Source organism: Bacteriovorax sp. PP10 (genome assembly GCF_035013165.1).
GTDB classification, from domain to species: domain Bacteria; phylum Bdellovibrionota; class Bacteriovoracia; order Bacteriovoracales; family Bacteriovoracaceae; genus Bacteriovorax; species Bacteriovorax antarcticus.
Map to the genome: position 1 here is coordinate 1,082,496 of NZ_JAYGJQ010000002.1, position 18,869 is coordinate 1,101,364.

The 18,869-nt window shown below is 38.8% G+C and carries 15 protein-coding genes; 10 read left to right on the forward strand and 5 right to left on the reverse strand.

From position 1 onward, the window contains the following. Positions 1-2 precede the first annotated feature (2 nt). From SHI21_RS15370 to SHI21_RS15385, 4 genes are all read right to left on the reverse strand, one after another. Positions 3-1,910 (reverse strand): methionine--tRNA ligase, encoded by a 1,908-nt coding sequence (locus tag SHI21_RS15370; RefSeq protein WP_323577682.1) that lies wholly within the window; start codon positions 1,908-1,910, stop codon positions 3-5. 102 nt (positions 1,911-2,012) lie between these two features. Next, positions 2,013-2,684, reverse strand: a complete 672-nt coding sequence (locus tag SHI21_RS15375; protein WP_323577683.1) for a TIGR02117 family protein — start codon at positions 2,682-2,684, stop codon at positions 2,013-2,015. A gap of 136 nt (positions 2,685-2,820) precedes the next feature. Continuing rightward, positions 2,821-3,663: a hypothetical protein gene (locus SHI21_RS15380; protein ID WP_323577684.1), complete on the reverse strand. Its 843-nt coding sequence runs from the start codon at positions 3,661-3,663 to the stop codon at positions 2,821-2,823. A 170-nt stretch (positions 3,664-3,833) separates the two neighbouring features. Continuing rightward, complete coding sequence (locus SHI21_RS15385; protein ID WP_323577685.1) at positions 3,834-4,502, reverse strand: NADAR family protein; 669 nt, start codon at positions 4,500-4,502, stop codon at positions 3,834-3,836. 273 nt (positions 4,503-4,775) lie between these two features. Here SHI21_RS15385 and SHI21_RS15390 point away from each other — a divergent pair, with 273 nt between their 5' ends. From SHI21_RS15390 to SHI21_RS15405, 4 genes are read left to right on the forward strand one after another with little or no spacing between them, the layout of a single operon-like run. Next, entirely contained in the window at positions 4,776-7,658 is a 2,883-nt protein-coding gene (locus SHI21_RS15390) for a hypothetical protein (protein WP_323577686.1), read from the forward strand. Further along, positions 7,659-8,099: a type IV pilus modification PilV family protein gene (locus SHI21_RS15395; RefSeq protein ID WP_323577688.1), complete on the forward strand. Its 441-nt coding sequence runs from the start codon at positions 7,659-7,661 to the stop codon at positions 8,097-8,099. It abuts the gene before it with no gap. 1 nt (position 8,100) lies between these two features. Beyond that, positions 8,101-9,069, forward strand: a complete 969-nt coding sequence (locus tag SHI21_RS15400; protein WP_323577689.1) for a PulJ/GspJ family protein — start codon at positions 8,101-8,103, stop codon at positions 9,067-9,069. A 19-nt stretch (positions 9,070-9,088) separates the two neighbouring features. Next, on the forward strand, positions 9,089-10,531 hold the full coding sequence (locus SHI21_RS15405; protein ID WP_323577691.1) for a hypothetical protein: 1,443 nt from the start codon (positions 9,089-9,091) through the stop codon (positions 10,529-10,531). Between the two features lie 35 nt (positions 10,532-10,566). Here SHI21_RS15405 and SHI21_RS15410 read toward each other — a convergent pair whose 3' ends face one another. Further along, a complete protein-coding gene (locus SHI21_RS15410; RefSeq protein ID WP_323577692.1) occupies positions 10,567-11,409 on the reverse strand; it encodes a hypothetical protein in 843 nt (280 codons plus the stop codon). A gap of 212 nt (positions 11,410-11,621) precedes the next feature. Here SHI21_RS15410 and SHI21_RS15415 point away from each other — a divergent pair, with 212 nt between their 5' ends. The 6 genes from SHI21_RS15415 (at position 11,622) to SHI21_RS15440 (ending at position 18,828) form a co-directional block, all read left to right on the forward strand. After that, positions 11,622-12,914 carry a cytochrome-c peroxidase gene (locus tag SHI21_RS15415; RefSeq protein ID WP_323577693.1) on the forward strand — a complete coding sequence of 431 codons (1,293 nt, stop codon included), beginning with the start codon at positions 11,622-11,624 and terminating at the stop codon, positions 12,912-12,914. 70 nt (positions 12,915-12,984) lie between these two features. Beyond that, positions 12,985-14,364: a cytochrome P450 gene (locus SHI21_RS15420; protein WP_323577695.1), complete on the forward strand. Its 1,380-nt coding sequence runs from the start codon at positions 12,985-12,987 to the stop codon at positions 14,362-14,364. 47 nt (positions 14,365-14,411) lie between these two features. Beyond that, entirely contained in the window at positions 14,412-15,542 is a 1,131-nt protein-coding gene (locus SHI21_RS15425; RefSeq protein WP_323577697.1) for a pyridoxal phosphate-dependent aminotransferase, read from the forward strand. Beyond that, positions 15,536-17,179, forward strand: coding sequence for a thiamine pyrophosphate-binding protein (locus SHI21_RS15430; protein WP_323577698.1), 1,644 nt, complete (start codon positions 15,536-15,538; stop codon positions 17,177-17,179). Before SHI21_RS15425 ends, SHI21_RS15430 begins: the two co-directional genes overlap by 7 nt. Positions 17,180-17,192: 13 nt before the next feature. Next, positions 17,193-17,825, forward strand: a complete 633-nt coding sequence (locus tag SHI21_RS15435; RefSeq protein ID WP_323577700.1) for an SRPBCC family protein — start codon at positions 17,193-17,195, stop codon at positions 17,823-17,825. 13 nt (positions 17,826-17,838) lie between these two features. Continuing rightward, positions 17,839-18,828 carry a 3-oxoacyl-ACP synthase III family protein gene (locus SHI21_RS15440; RefSeq protein ID WP_323577701.1) on the forward strand — a complete coding sequence of 330 codons (990 nt, stop codon included), beginning with the start codon at positions 17,839-17,841 and terminating at the stop codon, positions 18,826-18,828. The last annotated feature ends 41 nt before the right edge of the window (positions 18,829-18,869 follow it).

Genomic DNA, 18,869 nt, shown 5'->3' on the forward strand with positions numbered 1-18,869 from the left:
GCTTATTCTTCAGAACTTCCTTCCACTGCCGCGAAGTACTGTTGCTTTTGTCCGATTGCATGCCCTGCTGGAATCGGTTTTCCTAATTCATCAATCGAGAAAACATCCTCTGGAAGATTAAGCGACAGACGAACCTTTTCCATCGTTGCAGGAACAAATGGATGAAGCATGATCATCAGGTTCTTTAAAATGTAAAAACAAGTGAATAAAGCATCTTTACGTTCAGTCTCATCATGACGGTCATCATGTGGCTTGTATTGAACAAACATACTATTGATCAAACGAGCATAGTTTTCAATCTGGCCAAGAAGCGTAATGTGATCAGCTTTTTCCATGTTCTTCACATACATCTGAACAATCTTCATTGTCTCTTTTTCGGCCTTTTCTAAAATTTTTCCGTCTGGAACAACTCCACCAAATTTAGAATGAACAGCAGCGATTGGTTTTTCCATCGCAGCGTTTAGAGGACCTGCTAGAAATTTATTTCTTTCATTGAAAGTATCGAAATCAAAGTTTGATTGTTTTTCAGCTAAGCTTAGAGTTGAAAGGAAATATCTCACTTGATCAGGATCGTAACCCATCTCTTCTGTAAGCTGGTCACCACTATAAAAGTTTCCACGGGACTTACTCATCTTCTCACCGTTAACCATCAAGTGGAAAACAGAGTAGACGTCAGTCATTGTGTAATTATCATTTACGCCGATCCACATCGCTCCTTGCATAAGAACATAGAAGTAAACGTTATCTTGTCCAAGGAATTGGAAAATTCTCGCTTCAGGATCTTTCCAGAAACGTTCCCATTCTTTTGGATCTCTTCCTTGTTTTGCTAAGGCAACTTTTGTAAAAGAAATGGGAGCAATCAGTGAATCAGGCCATACATAAAGAGTTTTACCACTCATGTCTGGATCGATTTCAGCTGGCACAGGAATTCCCCATGTCACATCTCTTGTGATCGAGCGGTGGGCCCAGCCATCAAGAGGTTCACACGTGATACCTTTTTCTTCCATTGCGCTTTTTCCAGTTTGATAATCAGCAAGATTTTCAAATTGAACAACGACTTTTTTTCCAGGAGCATAACGTGACTTATGTTTTGGAAGAGTCGCACGCATTTCTTTAAATGCTGGCTCATTAGTATTATCAAATTGGAAAGCTGGTTGAACCGTTTCATAAACTTCGTTAAAGACACCTTTGCGCCATTTATTTTGTTTTGATTTAATCCATTCAGTTAATTGATCTGAAACTTTCCACATATCCAGCCAAAGATGATTTGTGTCTCTTAGCTCTGGAGTTGCATCTGATAAAGATGATTTAGGATTAATCAGTTGTGAAGGATCGTATTGTGTACCACAAACTTCACATTCGTCACTGTAGGCCATCTCATTCGTACAATTTGGATTCGGACATTTTCCAGTCACATTTCTGTCCTGAAGGAAACGTTGAATCTTTGGATCAAACCATTGTTTCGTGGTTTTTTTCTCCAGCATTTTATTTTGCCAAAGTTTGATCATGAAATCTTGAGACGTCTCTTTGTGAACTGGATAACAATCAGGTTGAGATGTTCCTGAGAAAATATCGTATGAAATCCCATAACGAGTTGTCGTTTGTACTTGTTTGTCGTGAATCTGGTCGATGAACTCTCTAACCGGCATTCCTGCTTTAATGGCCGCGACTTCAGAAGTTGAGCCGTGGTCATCATTTCCACTGACGAATAAAACATTCTGCTTACCGATCAACATTCTCATATAACGGGCCATAATATCCGGTGGAACCATTGCACCTGCAAGGTGACCAAGATGAAGAGGGCCGTTAGCGTAAGGCATTCCGCCTGTGACGACCGCAGTCTTTGGGCGCTTTACGAGTTGAAGGATTGATTTAACGTCTGTTGGGGGAGTGTATTGTGGTTTATTCATGGGGAATATCATATCGCAATAGTTGGGTAGGTAACAAGGGTATAATTGTTACTTTTCATTGGAAGATCTCTCTAATCTCTAGTGCGCTGAAGCAGCAAGGAATTAATGAACTTGCATGGCATTTTCAATACCATACTTAAACGGCGCCCAGATTGGTCTTTTAGCGTCTATTGCTTCTAAACCTTTCTGAGTCCACATGTTGCATGTATTGAGCATGTGGTAAGAGTGATGACTCTTAAAAAACTTATCAGTTTCGTAGTGACTAAATTCACTTATTTTCTGAGCGTGCCCTTTTTCATCAAGAACAAAGTAGCTTTTTATAAATGAAACCAATTTGAGGTAATCATCTTTTGTTAAATAGAGCGGGTAGATTTTAGGAGATTCGCTTAAATCTTTTAAGTATTCAACGTGTAAAACAGATTCTCCAGGAAGGAAGACTGCTTTTAGAATAACACCCCATTTGATTTCATCCCACGTTTTCATATTGAAGAAAAAATTCCGACTTCCCCAGCCAATAGCAATGTATTTAGGATCTGGAATTTGAGTAGTAACAGAGCTAACAGGAATAAATTGATTCCAGCTGAAGAGGGTGTTGGATACAGGGAAGACAAATTCAGTATGAATCTCACTCGAAGAAACATAGGCTTCAAATTTAGTCTGGTCTTGTGATTTATATTCACCGGTAAAGATGTTTTGCAATATTAGGGCAAGGCCTAGGTAGGTACCGATAATGAAAAGAAGAAAAAGAGCTAAATATTTCAAAGTTTTTTTCATATGTTTTATGAAGTAAATTTTTCAACTAGAATTTCTATTCTTTTCTTTAGAGCAGTCGTCGTTGGCAAATCCATCATCAGGCCTTTGAAAATGTAATTCTCCTTGGGGATTGGCCCAAGGAGAACTCTATTTTGAATTAATTATAATCTAAAGCTGTCCAGTCAGAGAATCCACCATGAATTCTTGTCGTCACGTAATCCCCAGTCGCATTGACCGTCCATAGAGAAATATCGCCCCATGTGGCCTGCCATAAAAGTCTTCCGTTGGCATAACTCTTAGCAATCCATCCAGCGTAAGGGCCATGCAATCTATGAGTCACGTATTCTCCGGCATTATTAACTGTCCAAAGAGATACTTGTCCATCCGTATGTTGCCACAAAACTTTTCCATTAGCATAGTTGATTGCTTTCCATCCATCAAAAGGGCCATGGATTCTATGAGTGATATAATCGCCAGCAGCATTCATGGTCCAGATAGAGATCTCTCCCGTTGTCGCTTGCCATAAAATTTTTCCGTTAGCGTAATTGATGGCCGTCCATCCAGGATAGGGCCCATAAATTTTATTGGATACGTACTCACCATTATTATTTACTACCCATAATGAAATGGACCCGTCGGTATGTTGCCAAAGAATGCGATTGGTAGCGTAGCTTTTTGCCGTCCATCCCGCATAAGGGCCATGCAGACGATGAGTGACATAGTCGCCATTACTATTCACTGTCCATAATGAAACCTGACCGCCGGAGTGTTGCCAGAGAATTTTTCCATCGGCGTAGTTGATGGCCTTCCATCCGGCATAAGGCCCGTACTCTCTATGAAATAAGTAATCGCCATTGGTATTCATAGTCCAAAGCGAAATGTTGGTAGAGGTGCCTTGCCATAAAACTTTGTCTGCGAAGGCGACGGAGATGGTTAGGTTTAATAAGAGAATGAAAAAGAGCGCTCTTATTATTGCGGGGTACTTAGTAAATCTTTTCATGAATCTCTCCTGGAAAATAAATTTGTCTGATAATGAACGCAAAAAGTTATGCGCATACAGTGATATTTAATTTGCAATGAGAGTGCCGCTGGATTTTTTTTATAGGGAGTACGCCAAAATTTTCTGCGTACATATAAGAATTAAAATTAAATTAAGAAGACGAAGCTCTTTTACAGAGCTTTGTCTTTTAATAATTCTGCACGAATTTTTTCTAAGATTTCATGGTATTTGTAAGAAGGTAGTGAATCTTCGCTCATTTGGTGATCAGGTTTTAAGTTTAATCCAGCTGTTTTTAAAAGCAGGGCCTTGATCTCAGGATTTTGCATAACCTTAGCGCGAATCGCACGAGTGATTAATTCTAAGTGAAATTGACTTCCTTCTTTTCCGTCATTGTACATAAAACGGCGGTCAAAATAAGTGATGAATTTTAAATTATGATCTTTGTAAATTTGATTGGCCACATTTCCTGCTGTCTTACTTTCCCAACTAGACATTAAATAAACTTGTGCCCTTGTATTAGGCCATCCTGTTACTTTAGATCTTTCATCGTTTGCTAAAGTTGGGTCAGGGTATTTCATTCCTTGCCACAGCCCTTCAATCGAAGCGTAAGAGATGCCATCAAGAGTGAATGGGGCCTTGGATAGGTTGGAGAAAACTCCAAGCTCTGTGCGTTTGGAGAGAATGACTTCACCAGGTTTTGCCGATTGCGGAAGAATTTCCCATTTCGGTGCTGTTTGTTCATCTGCAGGTTTCCACCAGTCACTTGGGTAGTCGGCCGATGAGGCCAGGGGGGAGATGAATAAGGTAAACAGCAGTGAAAGGAGAATGTTTTTCGTCATAATAGGCCCTCTTTAACATTAAGTCGTATGGCGTACGCAGGGAAATTTAGGAAAATATACCTAATTTGATATAAATTAACAATTTTGAGGATCGCCATTTTTGGCCTAAAAACCACATATAGTTGGCAGCTGATTTACTGTGAGTTTCCCAATGAAACCCTCTAAGTGATTATTTTAATCAGCTATTAAGAAGCGATAACTGCCTATAATATTTTTTTTCCCAGTTCTATGGTTAAATTTATTTAATATTCTGTAGTTACATAAGAGATAAATATGAAACGAAATCCACAACAAGGTTCGGTTTTAATCGGTGTCGTGCTGGCCTTAGGGTTTGCCGGATTTGCCTATGTTGCTACTTCAACTAGCTTTTTTAAAAGCATCACACAGCAAAAGGCCAAGACTGAGCTTGATGTTTTATCCAAGTCGTTAACCAATGCTATTTTCAATTACACAACTTACGCCATTAAAGAGCGTTGGTGTATGGATGATAACTGGGGAAGAGATCAGAAGTGTGGTGCTTCTGGAAGTGCTGACATGAAGGGCTTTGTTACTCATCCAAGAAACCTTGAACGTTTTTTATGGTCTAAGACAACACTCAACGATATGAGCAATCGTTATGAAAAAATTTATGGAAGTGTACCAACAAAAGCATTGGGGTTAAGCAAATTAGAACAAAATATTTCAATCACTAGCCTGGAGTCTTTAGGGGAGTCACATCCTCTGAACTTAGTTATAGATGACAATATTAAAAAATGCTTGAGTTCTGTGACGGTGACAATTGAAAAACCGATGGCGAGTTACTACAAGTCTCAAGGTGATGAAGTTTATCTTCTAATTTCAGTGAAAGGAAATTTAAGCGCCAATCCTCTGAATCGCTGCTCGCTTATCAAGCAGACACCGGTTTTAAAAGGGATGGTTATTGTTTATCCAAAAACTCTTAACCAGTACGCTTTAATTAAGGCAGAAGATTTCAAGATCAGCGATTACGGAAGTTCAAATAAAGGTCTGGATTTTTACGGGCCGGTTTATGTTCAAAGACATCTCATTATCCCTTCAGCTGGTAAGTATGGTGTGAGCTTTAAAGATAAAGTGAGAATCGGAGAAGGGATCCTTCAGGTTGATGGAAAACCTTTTAAGCCTGATACTCCCGGTGGCCTAGATAACCAGTACCTGTCACAAATTCCGACGATGAATGGTTTTTTAAATGGGGTCAGTCTTGAGGCGGAAGTGGATGAAGGGCTTCCGAGATTGTTTGGTGGAGCTTATGATTATCCAACTAATGTGAACATGGCCATGTGTAAAAGTCGTAAGGATTTAAAGGATAATTTTTCACTGACAAAAAACTCACGTCTTTTTGTTAAAGGCTCTAACGGTAGTTATACTTTTGCTTTATCAGAATCAAATGAGTTTAGAGAGTATATAAGAAACGGGGCAAGTGAAAATGGTAAGTATATTTACAATACTTATATGCAAAGTTTCGTGAATGCTCAGCCATCGACAAAAAATCAATTTGCAGTTGAAGTGAAAGATGAACCTGTAGAAGTTAAGCCGATTATGGAAGCTTATATTTCAGTTAATGGCAGAGAGTATGCCAAGGTTTTATTAGGGCGTAGCTCTGAGGCAAAAATCACTTTTGGAAACAAAGAATTTTATCAAAAACAAAAAGAGATTTTAGATACAGAAGATACAACTTATCTTGATATCGATAAAGTTGATCTTAATGGTCTAAGAGTCGATTCTTCACTTAGAAATGCTTATAATTCTTTCGAAGATAAATGTGATGATGCCAAAGGTGACGACGTCAGTATTCCTGAGTGTAAAAAAGTTAAAAAACATAATAAAACTGAAGTAGCGACAGATTGTAGTACTATCACTAAAAATTGGGAAAAAGAAAAGTGTATCGATACTATTAAAGAGCTTAATCAAAGAAAACAAAACTATCTGACGAAGCAACATGCACTGATTACTGATTTGACAAATTTTATCAGCAGTACTCCGGCCGTTGTTTTAAAAACAAGTGCTCTTTTGAGCAATAAAGAAGATGTGAAAATTAGCTGGGAGAATAGAGATTCTTTCAAGTATCCATTCGTTTCTAATATTGAATCTATTAAATTCCGCTTTAACGTTTATGACTTTGCCATCGAAGAATCAAACAATACAACATCAGGTCTTCGTGCTGGAAAAAATCAAAGACTTCCAGGTCCCAATGAGTATGGATCAAATGGTGAGAACGCCATCAACTATGAAATTTCCCGAGACAATAAAGGGAATGTACAAAAAATTGAAACGAAGAGAAATGACGGGACCAATCTTGATTCGGCACTTGCTTCAAACTGGGGTCTACTAAAATCAGAAAATAAATCTTACTACAACCCGGAGCCGCCGGGAAATACTCCAGGTGGTTCCAACATCAATTATCCTGTGGATGGATTAAGTGTTGCTGAGGCAAAAGACCTGGATAAAAAATGTGAAGTTGATACCAATGCACTTCCACCTCCAAGTTGGGACGTTTCATTTACAGAGCATACTCAGTTCTCATGGCTTTATAACGTAACGAACCCAGGGATCACGATTGTGGATCCGGCACAGGTTAAACCAATGCCACTTTATACATTCACATCGCAGGATATGGATGTTGGAAATTATCAAGGGGTTCCAACGAGATCAATTGTGAAGGAATGTGTTGTTCCTCATGACCTTGATCTGATTTTTGGATTTTATGTTTGTGAAACACTAAAAGTTGAATCGAGAACCAGACCACTTAATTTTGTCGGAACATTCATCGTGAAGAATTTACGAATTGATGCTTCGGCCTTGAGTAATGGAGTGAATTTCTATTCTCTATGGAGCACTGGTGGAATTGAACTATTGAGAGAGAAGAGACATTTAAGACGTGAGAAGGCCAAGAATGAAGAATGTACATTTACAAAACCTGGATGGTTCACAGGATTGGATGAAGACACTCTTGCTGATTATCAGTCATGTAGCCCGGCCAAGTTTTTATACCAAGGTGCCAACAACTTTAACTGGACGACTATTGATCCGGAGATCGGAATTACCGATGCTAATACACAGGTGACAACTCAATCGAAGGTCGTCAATAGATACCGCAGATACGGGGCCAATGTGATCTGGCTTAGAAATGGAGCAGAGTAAATGAAAAATCAAAAAGGCTTTACTCTGGTCGAAGTGTTAGTTGCCGGTGCAATTCTTGCGGGAGTTGTTTACTGGTTTGCCGGTGGGACAACGTTCTTATCAAAAAGAAATAAGCAGCTTGAAGAGCTGATGATTATGGAGAGACATGTTAATGCTCTTTATGAAAACATTCAAAGTAATATAGATGTGTACCAGATCACGTATGACCCGAAAGAGTTTAACGATAATGCCGATCCATCAAAACTAAAAGATTACCTGCCGATGGCATGGGATATGAAAATCTTAACTGATGTAAAAAATTGTAAAGATTGTCCTGGAAGAATGGGATATGTGATTGTGCCTCTGGATGGTTATAGAGGGCTTTATAAATTAACAATCAGAGCGACACACCCTAAAGTTCCTGTCTTTAAAGATTACAATTTTTTAATCAATGGAAAATAATATGTTTCAACGCTACAAAAATAATGGATTTTCACTTCCTGAATTATTAATTGCCGGTACGATTGGTGCTGCCCTTATTTTATTCATGGGCCAGTACATAAAAATTAACGATGCCAGCAACCAGAAAGTTCAAAATGACCTGGATGACACTTCTGATAATTTAAATATGGAAGCCGTTCTTCGTAAGGATTTAACCAACGCAAAACACTCTTTGAATAACCTTAATATTCAAGATGACAAAGGACTTAAGTTTTTTGATTATTTAAGCAGTTCATCTTGTACTTCAAATTGCTCGCGCTCGATTAAGATGGAGATAGGAACAAGTGCAGGTTACATTTCGAAAAAAGCTCTTTATTTTATTCTTGTTAATTCGGCAGCGGGTGATCAGCAAATTTATAATCCTTCAGATGCCTACGATAGAGGGACACTACATTTCAATTCATTAAATCATAACAGTACACTTTCTCAACGAGAGAATTCGCCATGGGGCGAGTTCATTAAAAAACGTAGCATCCTGATGTTCGTTTATAGCCCGATTGAAATCTTTACGCCATTAACTGGTATTACAACTCCAGGAAGAACGATGAGTTTTATGGGATGGGCAGGAGCAGGGAATTATCTGGGAAGACTTATCCCGGAGCAGATTACTGATAATGGAAATAGTTATTATGTAAATGATGATTTAAGAACGGGTAAGAAGATTACCAGCGAAGATGCTTTCTTCCAAAATATGCCTTACACAACGGGGCTGGGTTCATTTGCTTTCCTTACTGCCGTCAAAATTATCCGCTACCGCTTAAAGACTGTTTCAGAGGGTGGCAAGTTAACTGGGCAGCTCATTAGGGGCGAAATGAACGAAAAACGAGAATTTGACGAGAGACCCGTTGGATTTAACATAAAAAGCCTCGAATTCTCTAGGCAGACTATTTCATCTCCCGCAATTTACATTAAAATAGATAATGCAAACTAGAATTTCCAAAGGATACCGTATGAAGCTAACTCTTATAATGACATCAGCACTATGGTCATGGTCACTTGTGGCCCAGACTATTGCAGTAATGCCTCAGAACGTCTCTGGAGTAGGCTCTATCCAGGTAGGAAATGCAATTGCAGGGAAGTGTGACGGTCTAAGCCCTAACTACATAAAACTCTCAGTTCAGCCGTCTTGTTATGGAGCAAACCTTAGAAGTGGTGGGGATACATTAAACCCGGATCACGGTGATGTTGAGCTGGACCTGACAATTAAAAATGGTGGATCAAGTTACAATACAAAAATTACGTTTCCAAATAAAGTCACATGGCCTGAAAACTACGGACAGACATGTAAGTGGAGTGGAACAAGTCCGCTTTCGACTATAGATTGTGATCAGGAAGGTAAGGTTGTTAGTTACACTTGTACGGCCGTGAGTACAGGATGGTTTTTAAATGACTATTTAAAATGTGGCCGTAGTGGAGACCCTCTTACTCATGGAGAGTTAAACCAGAATGTTCAGTGCGGTTTTTTATATAAATGGAAAGGGACAGACTACGCAGCAGTCAATTCGTATACTAGAATTGGAAGTGTCGCGAACTGTGGTCTAAGAGATAGTGATGAGAACTGGGCAGATCAGATGAAAATTACTTCATCGACTCCAGCTTCTAAAGTATCAAAGTACGCAAAACGTGGAAAAGTTGTTGTGGCCTTCGATGGTTTAAACATTAAAAAGCAATCAATCGTTAAAGACAATACGACAGGAAATTTTATTTCTTCAGGTAGCAGGTCTCAAGTTATCGCAAAATTTTCTCAATTTAATAATGAAGGTGGAAGAAAAAATCTTTCACAAAAAGTTGAAGCAAGCTTTGATGAATACGAAGAGTGCCTTGAAGTAAAGGCCGCTTTCCTTGGAACAAACCAATTCTGCGGAAGTTATTATTCACCGATCATGCTATTCTTTGATGATCAGTTACCGCAATTTGCCGGAACAAGTACATTCCCACTGGTTGAAGGTGTGAAAATGATTTACTGGCCGGAGAGTAAAGCTCCTGGTTACTTCCTGGCCATTGATGAGGCAGGATCTGGAAAAATTACGAGCAATAAACAATTATTTGGTGAGAGCACAAAGTATAAAAATGGATTTGAGTCACTAAAGAGAATTGATTCAAATAACGATGGAATTATCGATTCAAAAGATAAACTCTATTCGAAACTTGTTTTATGGAAAGATGTTAATGGTGATGGGGTTTCTGATAAGGGCGAATTATTTACGCTTGAAAGTCAGGGAGTCGTAAGCATTTCATTAAAGTATCATGATAAAGATAGAAAGAATTTTGGCAAGAGAGCAGAGGCCCGTGAAGCATCTGAGTTTACTTTCATTAAAAAGGGTATGGAAGCAAAAGGGAAAGTGATCGACATCTGGCTGGCACCGAACGCCATGGCCAATAAGAAAAAATAAAAATATCATGCCTCCAAAAAAAATGGAGGCATTTTTTATTTCATCAGAGAAAGCACGCTACCTTGAATTGAATCAATCTCACTCACGCCTTCAATGATCGGCAGGCGGACGATATCAGGAAGATTTTTAACCGCCTTTAGAGACTTCATAAGCCCATTAACATCAGTAACCGTCGTCAGGTATGGAGTATAGGCGATACATAGGACGGAAGTCTTAATAAAGCGGCGGGTCCTTTCTGGATTGCGAAGAATATAATCACCTAAAGTTAAATAATCATCTTCATCGCCACTAATAGGGTCTTTGATTAAGTCGCCGTTGTGGTCGACTAAAGGCATATTCCAGTAAAAAACACTTCCACCCCATCCAGCAAGGTCTTTAATATTTCCCACTTCCATCGCGGCCGTAATATCGCGTGCCAGGATGTTTTGTAAGGGAGGGACGCCATGAGCTTCGATAACATCAGTTAAAACGTTAATGGCAATATCATCAGAGACTCTTTGCAGATCACCAACGTCACGATCAGCAAGTTGAATCCCAATCGTGGTATAAGTTCGTACCATATATGAAGACCAGCCGGCCGCTTCATTAATATTGTCTGCTTTATCAAACCAGAAAATAGTCCCGGCATCTATGCGTGGATGTGAACTCGCATTCATGGCGATAAGCTGAGAAGAGATATATCTGTAGGCCTTGGGGAAATTTTTATTTATGTAGTGGCCCTTATTATCAAGTATAAGATTTTTTAATTTTTCAATTTGTTTATCGCTAAAACGAATGACGCTTGTTCTGTCGAGTTGGCCTTTGCTGTTTGGCAACTTTGTTTGTGCGGATAGAGAATTGGAAAAAATAATAAATAAGATTGCGATAGTTAGTTTCATGGACGTTTTATAACAACCGCATTTCGATAATTCTATTGATCTATAAAATTTTCATTGGGAAAACGTAAAGTAAGTGATGCATATATTCAGTTGTTTATTGCGATTAAATAAATAATCCCGAGACAATTTGTCAGGTCAAAAAAGCAATAGACTCTTTTAAAATATTCAATAACAATAAAATTACTGGATGGGGGTATTCGTAAAGGATGCATATGAAACCAGTTTTTTTCTCTGTGCTTGTTTTGTTGTCTCTAATTAATAAAGCGTCTGCTGATGAACTCGATCACATATTACGTAATCGCATCGAGTTTTATAATATAAGACCGATCGAAAAAAATCCGCCCAATCCCAATCGCGACTTGGTTACATTAGGAAAATTTTTATTTTCTGAAAAAAATCTTTCGGGCAATAGACGCATGAGTTGTCAGACCTGTCATAATCCAGCGACAGGCACCACTGATCGTTTACCGTTATCGCAATCAGAAAATGGGAAAAGTATTCTGGCACGAAATGCGCCTTCTTTATTTAATGTCGGATTAAAAACGCGCACGTCTATGTTTTGGGATGGCAGAGTTAAGTATGATCCAAAGACAAATGTTTTCACAACTCCAGAAGAGGCCTTGAATGGGCCTAATCCCAAGGCGCGAGAGATTACAGAGAGTCTAAAAAGTGCACTATCCGCACAAGCGATTTTTCCTTTAGTGGCCCATAATGAAATGTTAGGAGAAGTGGGAGAAAATGAAATCGCCAACGCGGGAAATAATCTGGAAGCATGGGATAGGATTATTGAGCGTATTAAAAAAGAAAGTCCAACAATGGATCCTACTGAAAATTACGTGAAGCTTTTTTTAAAGGCCTATCCGGAAACATCGGAAGACAAATTAAACATAGGTCATGTCGGTGAGGCGATAGCCGCTTTTCAAAGAGAAGAATTTCAATCGAATGATTCACCTTTTCAGCGCTATCTTCGTGGCAATAATAAAGCGATGACTGTGGCCCAAAAAAGAGGATTTGCAGTGTTCATGGGAAGAGGTCATTGCATTAACTGCCATCAAGGAAGTGAGTTAGGCAAAGGTGAGTTATTCGCATCTGTCGCCACTCCTGAATGGGGAGCAGCTCCTCTTGTTTTAGATAGAGGCCAAGGTGATGTCCTAAAAGATATCAAAAGAAATTTCTTTTATCGCGTGCCAAGTTTGGTGAATATAAAACTCACAGCGCCCTATATGCACAATGGGACCTACCAAAATTTAAGTCAGGTTATTGAGCATTATGACAATGTCAGTGGCATGCTGGTTAGCTTTAAAATTTCCCAAGAAAGACAAGATCAAATGCCAGTCAAAGTAGCTGTTGCAAACCAGCAAGCGATCCTCGATGACATTTGGCTTGCTTCGCAATCTGGTTTGTTTCCCGAACTAAAAAATCGCTTACGACTACTTGAAAGAGAGAAAAGATATTTAGAAATTTTTATGGAGGAAGCGCTGACTGATCCGAAATGGGATAAATAAAAAACATGGCTCATTTTTTGCTTATGAAGCTTCGATAAAAAAATCTATCGAAAACCTCGCAGGAGAAAGAATGAGAAAAATGTTTAACCTTCCTTACTTTAATCTTTTAAGATTTATGAAGGACCCCGAACATTTTCAGGAATCGATGTTAAAAAAATGGGGTGATCCATTTCCCTTACATCTGCCGGGCTTTCCACCGATCTGGTTGACTCAGGATGTAGAAAAAGTCAAAAAGATTTTCACTGCACCTATTACAACGTTCACTCCTTCTGAACATAATCCAGTTGCACCTCTCTTGGGTAACAACGGACTCATTATGCTTGGAGGACACGACCATACTCAAAGCCGCAAAGATTTAAGTCCTAATTTCATGGGGCAACAGCTCAAGATGATGGGGCCTTCTATCGTCGATGTTTTTTATGAAATATGTGAAGAGCAAAATATTGGAGAAGGTGAAATTATTCTGCAGGATTTCGCTCAGGCCGTGACGTTAAGAATTATTCTCAAGCTTCTTTTTCCTCATGTAGATAAAGAAGAAATGAGAAAAATGGAAACTCTGACTAAAACATTCTTAAGCAGCTATTCGCCTTCATTACTTTTTACTCCTAAGTGGCTTTCTAAAAAATGGAAGAAATTTACCGAGAGTAAAAAAGAATTAGATTACATGTTTTTTAAGAATTATATCACTGGTCTTCACAGTGAAGTCGATGGACCGATCAGAACTCTCGCTGAAAAAAATCTGGACACTGAACAGGTGCTAGATCAGCTAAGAACCATTGTTGTCGCAGGACATGAAACAACGGCAACGTCTCTGGTGTGGACGATTTATCTTATCCATCAGGAGCGTTATAAAGACTGCAAGAAAAATTTATTAAGTGATGTGGATTCACTTCCAGTGGAAAATTTTCTGGGGAGTTTAAACGATCTTGCTTATCTCGACGCAGTTATTAATGAATCACTGCGACTTCATCCACCAGTACCTTTTATTACCAGAAAAGTTATTGAAAAGTTTTCATTAGGAGAGATGGATTTAAAGAAAGGTGAGGAGCTGGGAGTCAGCATTTCTTTATTACACCGCTCGCCACTTATCTGGAGTGACCCATTACAATTTTCACCTGAAAGATTCCTGCAAAAAAAGGCCACTCCACACGAGTTTGCTCCTTTTGGAGGAAGCAATCGAAAGTGTATTGGCGCTAGTTTAGCAGTGAATGAATTGAAAATTCTTACATCTCTTTTTATGAAAGAGTTCGATTCCGTTTTATGTTCTGTAAATTCAATTAAACCTCAAGTTATGCAGATCACCATTGGCCCGAAAGAATCTATTGTGATGAAGATCAAAAGACGAAATTTCGATGAGGCACAAGAGGATAATCGAAACAAGAATTCTGCCTCATTTTTTATTGAAAGCTTACGAAGGCCTTTAGTCACTGGACAAAAAGAATTGGCATAAGACCTGCTAGAAATTCTCTGGCATAAAAATTAACAAGAAGTTTAATTATGGAAGCACAAGGAGCGTTTGGCCTAAAGCAATTAATGGTCGAACCAGCGAACATTTTGACAAATGTTCAGGAAAAGAAAGTTTACAATCTGACTCTAGGTGAGCCAAGGCTAAGTGAATTTCCTTATGAACTATTGGATCAATTAAAAAATATAGAGCAGATTAATAATTATTATCCGTCACTGGGAGATCAGGGGCTACGTCAGAGTATCCTTGATAAATATTATGGGCACTTAAAGACATCGAACATTATCATCACTCATGGGGCCATTGGAGCGCTTGATGTGATTTTAAGATCCACTCTGGATTCGACATCAGAAATTCTTTTACCGAATCCTGGTTTTCCTCCTTATGAAAAGTTGGCACAACTTACGGGTGCTAAAATTATAAAGTATAATATAAATCTTTATTCGAGTGCCTCGCTTGTCGATTGGGATCATATTTTAAAAAATGTGACTGATCAGACTAAGATCCTTCTTTTAAATTCACCTCATAATCCATCAGGAAAACTCTTCACTTTAAAAGACCGTGATTTTTTAAAACAATTGCTAATTCATTATCCCAATTTGATGTTTGTCATGGATGAAGTTTATAGAGACCTGATTTATTCAAGCCTGTCTCATTACGACCTCACAGAGTTTATAGACAGAGGGTACATCATCAATAGTTTTTCTAAGATTTACCCGCTTCAAGGTGCGCGTATCGGATGGGTGATTGCCAGTGAGGAAAATGTTCAGAGGATGAGCGGAATTTATAATAATGCTTACGGGGCCATTTCATCTTTTGGTCAAGAGCTTGCTAAACTTTTGATCGCCAAAAATATTGATTATAGTCCCCGCTACTATGAAGCACGTGAATCGGGCTGCAAGATTCTGGATTACTACGGTGTGGATTATCTTTTCCCAAATGGGGCCTTCTTCATTTGTGTGAACTATATGCGCTCGGACCTGGACGTGATTTCTGAACTTAAGGAACTAGGTGTTCATGCTGTTCCTGGCTCAGCTTTTGGAACACTCGGAACCGGGTATATCCGTGTAAGTTTTGCTCAAACTCCAGAAGTCTTACAAGAGTCTTTTCATATTATCGGTACCCATTGGAAGTTAAAGAAGAAAGAGAGAGCTATATGTTAGTTAAAGATTATATTTGCCGCTATCTTGAAGAATTAGAATGTCAGCATGTCTTTGGTGTCAGTGGCGCCAATATTGAAGATCTTTATTCGGCCATTTTTAAAAGCAAGAAAGTCTCAGTTGTTCTTTCTAAGAATGAGTACAATGCCGGGATGATGGCGATTGGAAGTTATATTTCTTCTAAATCTGTAAGGGCCGTTCTGACAACATCGGGAGCAGGCGTTTTAAATACCATTCCTATTTTAGCAGAAGGGTATTCCAGCAAATTACCTTTTGTCTTGATTAGTGGAACAGTCCCACAAAACTTAGAAGGGAAAGGGGCCTTTCAGGATACTTCAGGGGCCGGAGATACTTTTGACTTAAGTAAAATGCTTGATCCTTGTACACACAGTGTTTTTAATATTCGTGAGGCCAGTGAAATCCCTAAGGCGATTATCCAGGCATTTGCTCGTGCTAAAAAATCAAAGAGGCCTACGGCCGTTTTAATTCCTAAAAATATTTTTAATATGGAAATTCCTTCTCATATTATGAAGGAAGTTCATAAAGAGGATGTGGTTGAAGAGTGGCCACTTAATTTTGAGTTGGCACGTGAGTTTATTTCTCGCGTTTTAATTAATAAAAATGAATCACCTCTTATTATTTTAGGTGAAGACTTAATTCATTTAAAAGATCTTCGAAATATTCAATTGTTTGCAAAAAATCTCAATGGAAAAATTGCTCTTACTCCAGTAGCAAAAGGCTTTTATGATCACCTGGATAGTGACTTCTTAGGACTAACTGGTGTGATGGGGCATGATGATGTAAATGCGCATTTAAAAACATGTCATGATGTCATCGTCATTGGATCGAAGATGGATATGCTTTCTCGCTTTTCCATGGAAGCAGATTTTGAAAATAAAAAAGTCCTGCACTTTAACAGTGAAATTCAAAGAAGTAATCTCAAGAGTATGGAGCGCATTGAAGTTCTGGGAGATATTGAAAAGAATATTTTTAAACTCTATCAGGATTTTGGTTTTCACAATGATTTTCCGGCACCTGCACACACTCGTCATGAATTAGAGCACACCCATCATCACCATATTGATTATACCAGTGCGATTGCACTTATCGGAAATGAGTTAGAGAGTGATGCCGATGTTTTTGTTGATGCAGGTAATTCTGGTGCATTTGTCATTCATGATTTGAAAGTCAGAGGCGAGGGACTTTTTTATGTTTCTCTCGGAATGGGAGGAATGGGCAATAGTATCGGAGCATCTATTGGCAGTGCAATCGAGTCCAAAAAGAAAACATATGTTTTTTTAGGAGATGGATCCTTCCTGATGCATGGACTGGAAATTCATACGGCCATTCAGCATTCATTGCCGATGGTATTTTTTATTTTTAATAACAACTCCCATGGAATGTGCTCAACAAGAGAGTCTATCTTTCTTGATGGAGAAACAGGAGTGAATAATTTTAGACCTTGTTATTTCGGTCAGGGATTTGACCGCATTTTCCCTGAAGTACAAAGTTTCGAGGTCAATACGATGGAGGAGTTGCGCTTTACTATGCTTAAAACCAAACATCCTTCTATGCCTTGTATCGTTTCCATTAATATCGACAATCATGCCAAACCACCGTTTCGTACGTTTAATAAATAATAGGGAGTAATAAATGTCAGAACAAATTGATGTCAGTGAAATTCCGGGGCTAAGAAGAATTGAAATTACCGATAAGCACGAGATGGGAGGGCTGATGGCCGATATCACTCACGCTGTTTATCCGCACAAAGAGGTCTATGGAGACTTCTGTCCAATTCAATCCTATATTAATTGTCCTCCGGAAAAAGTTTTTGAATACATGGCCAATCCTCATTGTTTGAGAGAGTGGACTTACAGTATGAGAGATTTTGAAGCAGTCGATGATAAAGGATTGTTTCGCGGAAAAGATAAAATCGGAAAAAACACAGATATCTATTTTAAAGTGGATGCTAACAAAGAAGGACTGCTGGTTGATTACCACTGCGCCTGGGATCAGGGGGATCATCTGTGGATGATTTACCTAAACCGTATTGTTCCAGCTGAAAAAGTTTTAAATAAACCTGGTTCAGTGGTGTTCTGGCAGAACTGTTATCACCCTAATTATGAAAAAAATCCTTTTCCTGAACTGTCTCCACAAGGACGTCCATGGGTAGGAGATTTCTGGGATTTCTTCTATGCCGGGCATACTGTCGAGCTGGATAACCTGAAGGCGATTTTAGAGTATAGACACGCTAATAATCTACCAATGACACCAAAAGATTTATAACAAGGATAAAAAAATGAATATAAGTTTAATTGATATAGAAGAATGCCTGCCTGAAAAAATTATTGGCAACGATTTTTTTGGTGAAGAAGAAATTAGAAGAAGAAACAGAATGTTTTGTGGAACGACATTCAGGCGCCACATCGGAAGAGATGAGTTGGCATCGGATTATTTTGCAACGGCCATTAAAAATTTAATGGAGAGATTAAATCTTGATGCTGCTCATGATATAGATTTGATTCTCACAAATGTTTCCATTCCAGATGAACCTTTCACGGGATGTGGAGCTGTTATCAATAAAAAAATCGGAGGACGTGCCAAGTGGATTGTGGATGTTCACAATACGGGGTGTGTTTCCTTTTTATATCTTCTTGATATGGCAAAAACTTATATGGCCGGAAAAAATGCCAAGAGTGCTGTGATCTGCTTAGCTCAAACGGCAGCAGGAAGAATTTTTGCACAAGAAGATACCAGACAACTTGCTCAAGCTGCGATCCCTGGTGATGGTTTTGCCGTGGCCTACGTTACAGCAAGTGATGAAAGACCCATCCTTACTATGGAGTTTGAGTCTTACCCTGAATACTCAGAAGACATGCGCGCCAACTACGATGAAATGAAGTGGTGGGAAGCGAGAACTAAAACAGGCTGCATTGATTTTAATGAAAATAAAACTGCGCAAGTGGTGGCCCGTGGAAATAAAGCTGTGCCAAAAATGATTTATCAAGTGTGTGACAATATGAAAATTAAAACCACAGAGATTGATTACCTGATTACCAATCAGCCCAATACAAACTTTTTAAGAAACTGGAGAGAAGCTGCACTTCTGACTAAAGAAAAACATTTGGACACTTTTGATAAGTACGCCAACCTCTTTGGGGCCGGAATACCAATTACTCTTGCAGAGTCGATAAAAAATAAAACGATTAAGAAGGGGGATTTAGTTTGTATGGCCGGATTTTCACATGCCTGCGACTTTAGTGCGGGAGCGCTGATTAGATGGACTTAAAGCTAAAAACTGAGGGGAAATAGTCCCTTTTTCCCTGAAAA

Excerpts from the sequence above, each read along its gene's own strand:
- SHI21_RS15370 (WP_323577682.1), bottom strand. The coding sequence starts at position 1,910 with ATGAATAAACCACAATACACTCCCCCAACAGACGTTAAATCAATCCTT.
- SHI21_RS15375 (WP_323577683.1), bottom strand. The coding sequence starts at position 2,684 with ATGAAAAAAACTTTGAAATATTTAGCTCTTTTTCTTCTTTTCATTATC.
- SHI21_RS15380 (WP_323577684.1), bottom strand. The coding sequence starts at position 3,663 with ATGAAAAGATTTACTAAGTACCCCGCAATAATAAGAGCGCTCTTTTTC.
- SHI21_RS15385 (WP_323577685.1), bottom strand. The coding sequence starts at position 4,502 with ATGACGAAAAACATTCTCCTTTCACTGCTGTTTACCTTATTCATCTCC.
- SHI21_RS15390 (WP_323577686.1), top strand. The coding sequence starts at position 4,776 with ATGAAACGAAATCCACAACAAGGTTCGGTTTTAATCGGTGTCGTGCTG.
- SHI21_RS15395 (WP_323577688.1), top strand. The coding sequence starts at position 7,659 with ATGAAAAATCAAAAAGGCTTTACTCTGGTCGAAGTGTTAGTTGCCGGT.
- SHI21_RS15400 (WP_323577689.1), top strand. The coding sequence starts at position 8,101 with ATGTTTCAACGCTACAAAAATAATGGATTTTCACTTCCTGAATTATTA.
- SHI21_RS15405 (WP_323577691.1), top strand. The coding sequence starts at position 9,089 with ATGAAGCTAACTCTTATAATGACATCAGCACTATGGTCATGGTCACTT.
- SHI21_RS15410 (WP_323577692.1), bottom strand. The coding sequence starts at position 11,409 with ATGAAACTAACTATCGCAATCTTATTTATTATTTTTTCCAATTCTCTA.
- SHI21_RS15415 (WP_323577693.1), top strand. The coding sequence starts at position 11,622 with ATGAAACCAGTTTTTTTCTCTGTGCTTGTTTTGTTGTCTCTAATTAAT.
- SHI21_RS15420 (WP_323577695.1), top strand. The coding sequence starts at position 12,985 with ATGAGAAAAATGTTTAACCTTCCTTACTTTAATCTTTTAAGATTTATG.
- SHI21_RS15425 (WP_323577697.1), top strand. The coding sequence starts at position 14,412 with ATGGAAGCACAAGGAGCGTTTGGCCTAAAGCAATTAATGGTCGAACCA.
- SHI21_RS15430 (WP_323577698.1), top strand. The coding sequence starts at position 15,536 with ATGTTAGTTAAAGATTATATTTGCCGCTATCTTGAAGAATTAGAATGT.
- SHI21_RS15435 (WP_323577700.1), top strand. The coding sequence starts at position 17,193 with ATGTCAGAACAAATTGATGTCAGTGAAATTCCGGGGCTAAGAAGAATT.
- SHI21_RS15440 (WP_323577701.1), top strand. The coding sequence starts at position 17,839 with ATGAATATAAGTTTAATTGATATAGAAGAATGCCTGCCTGAAAAAATT.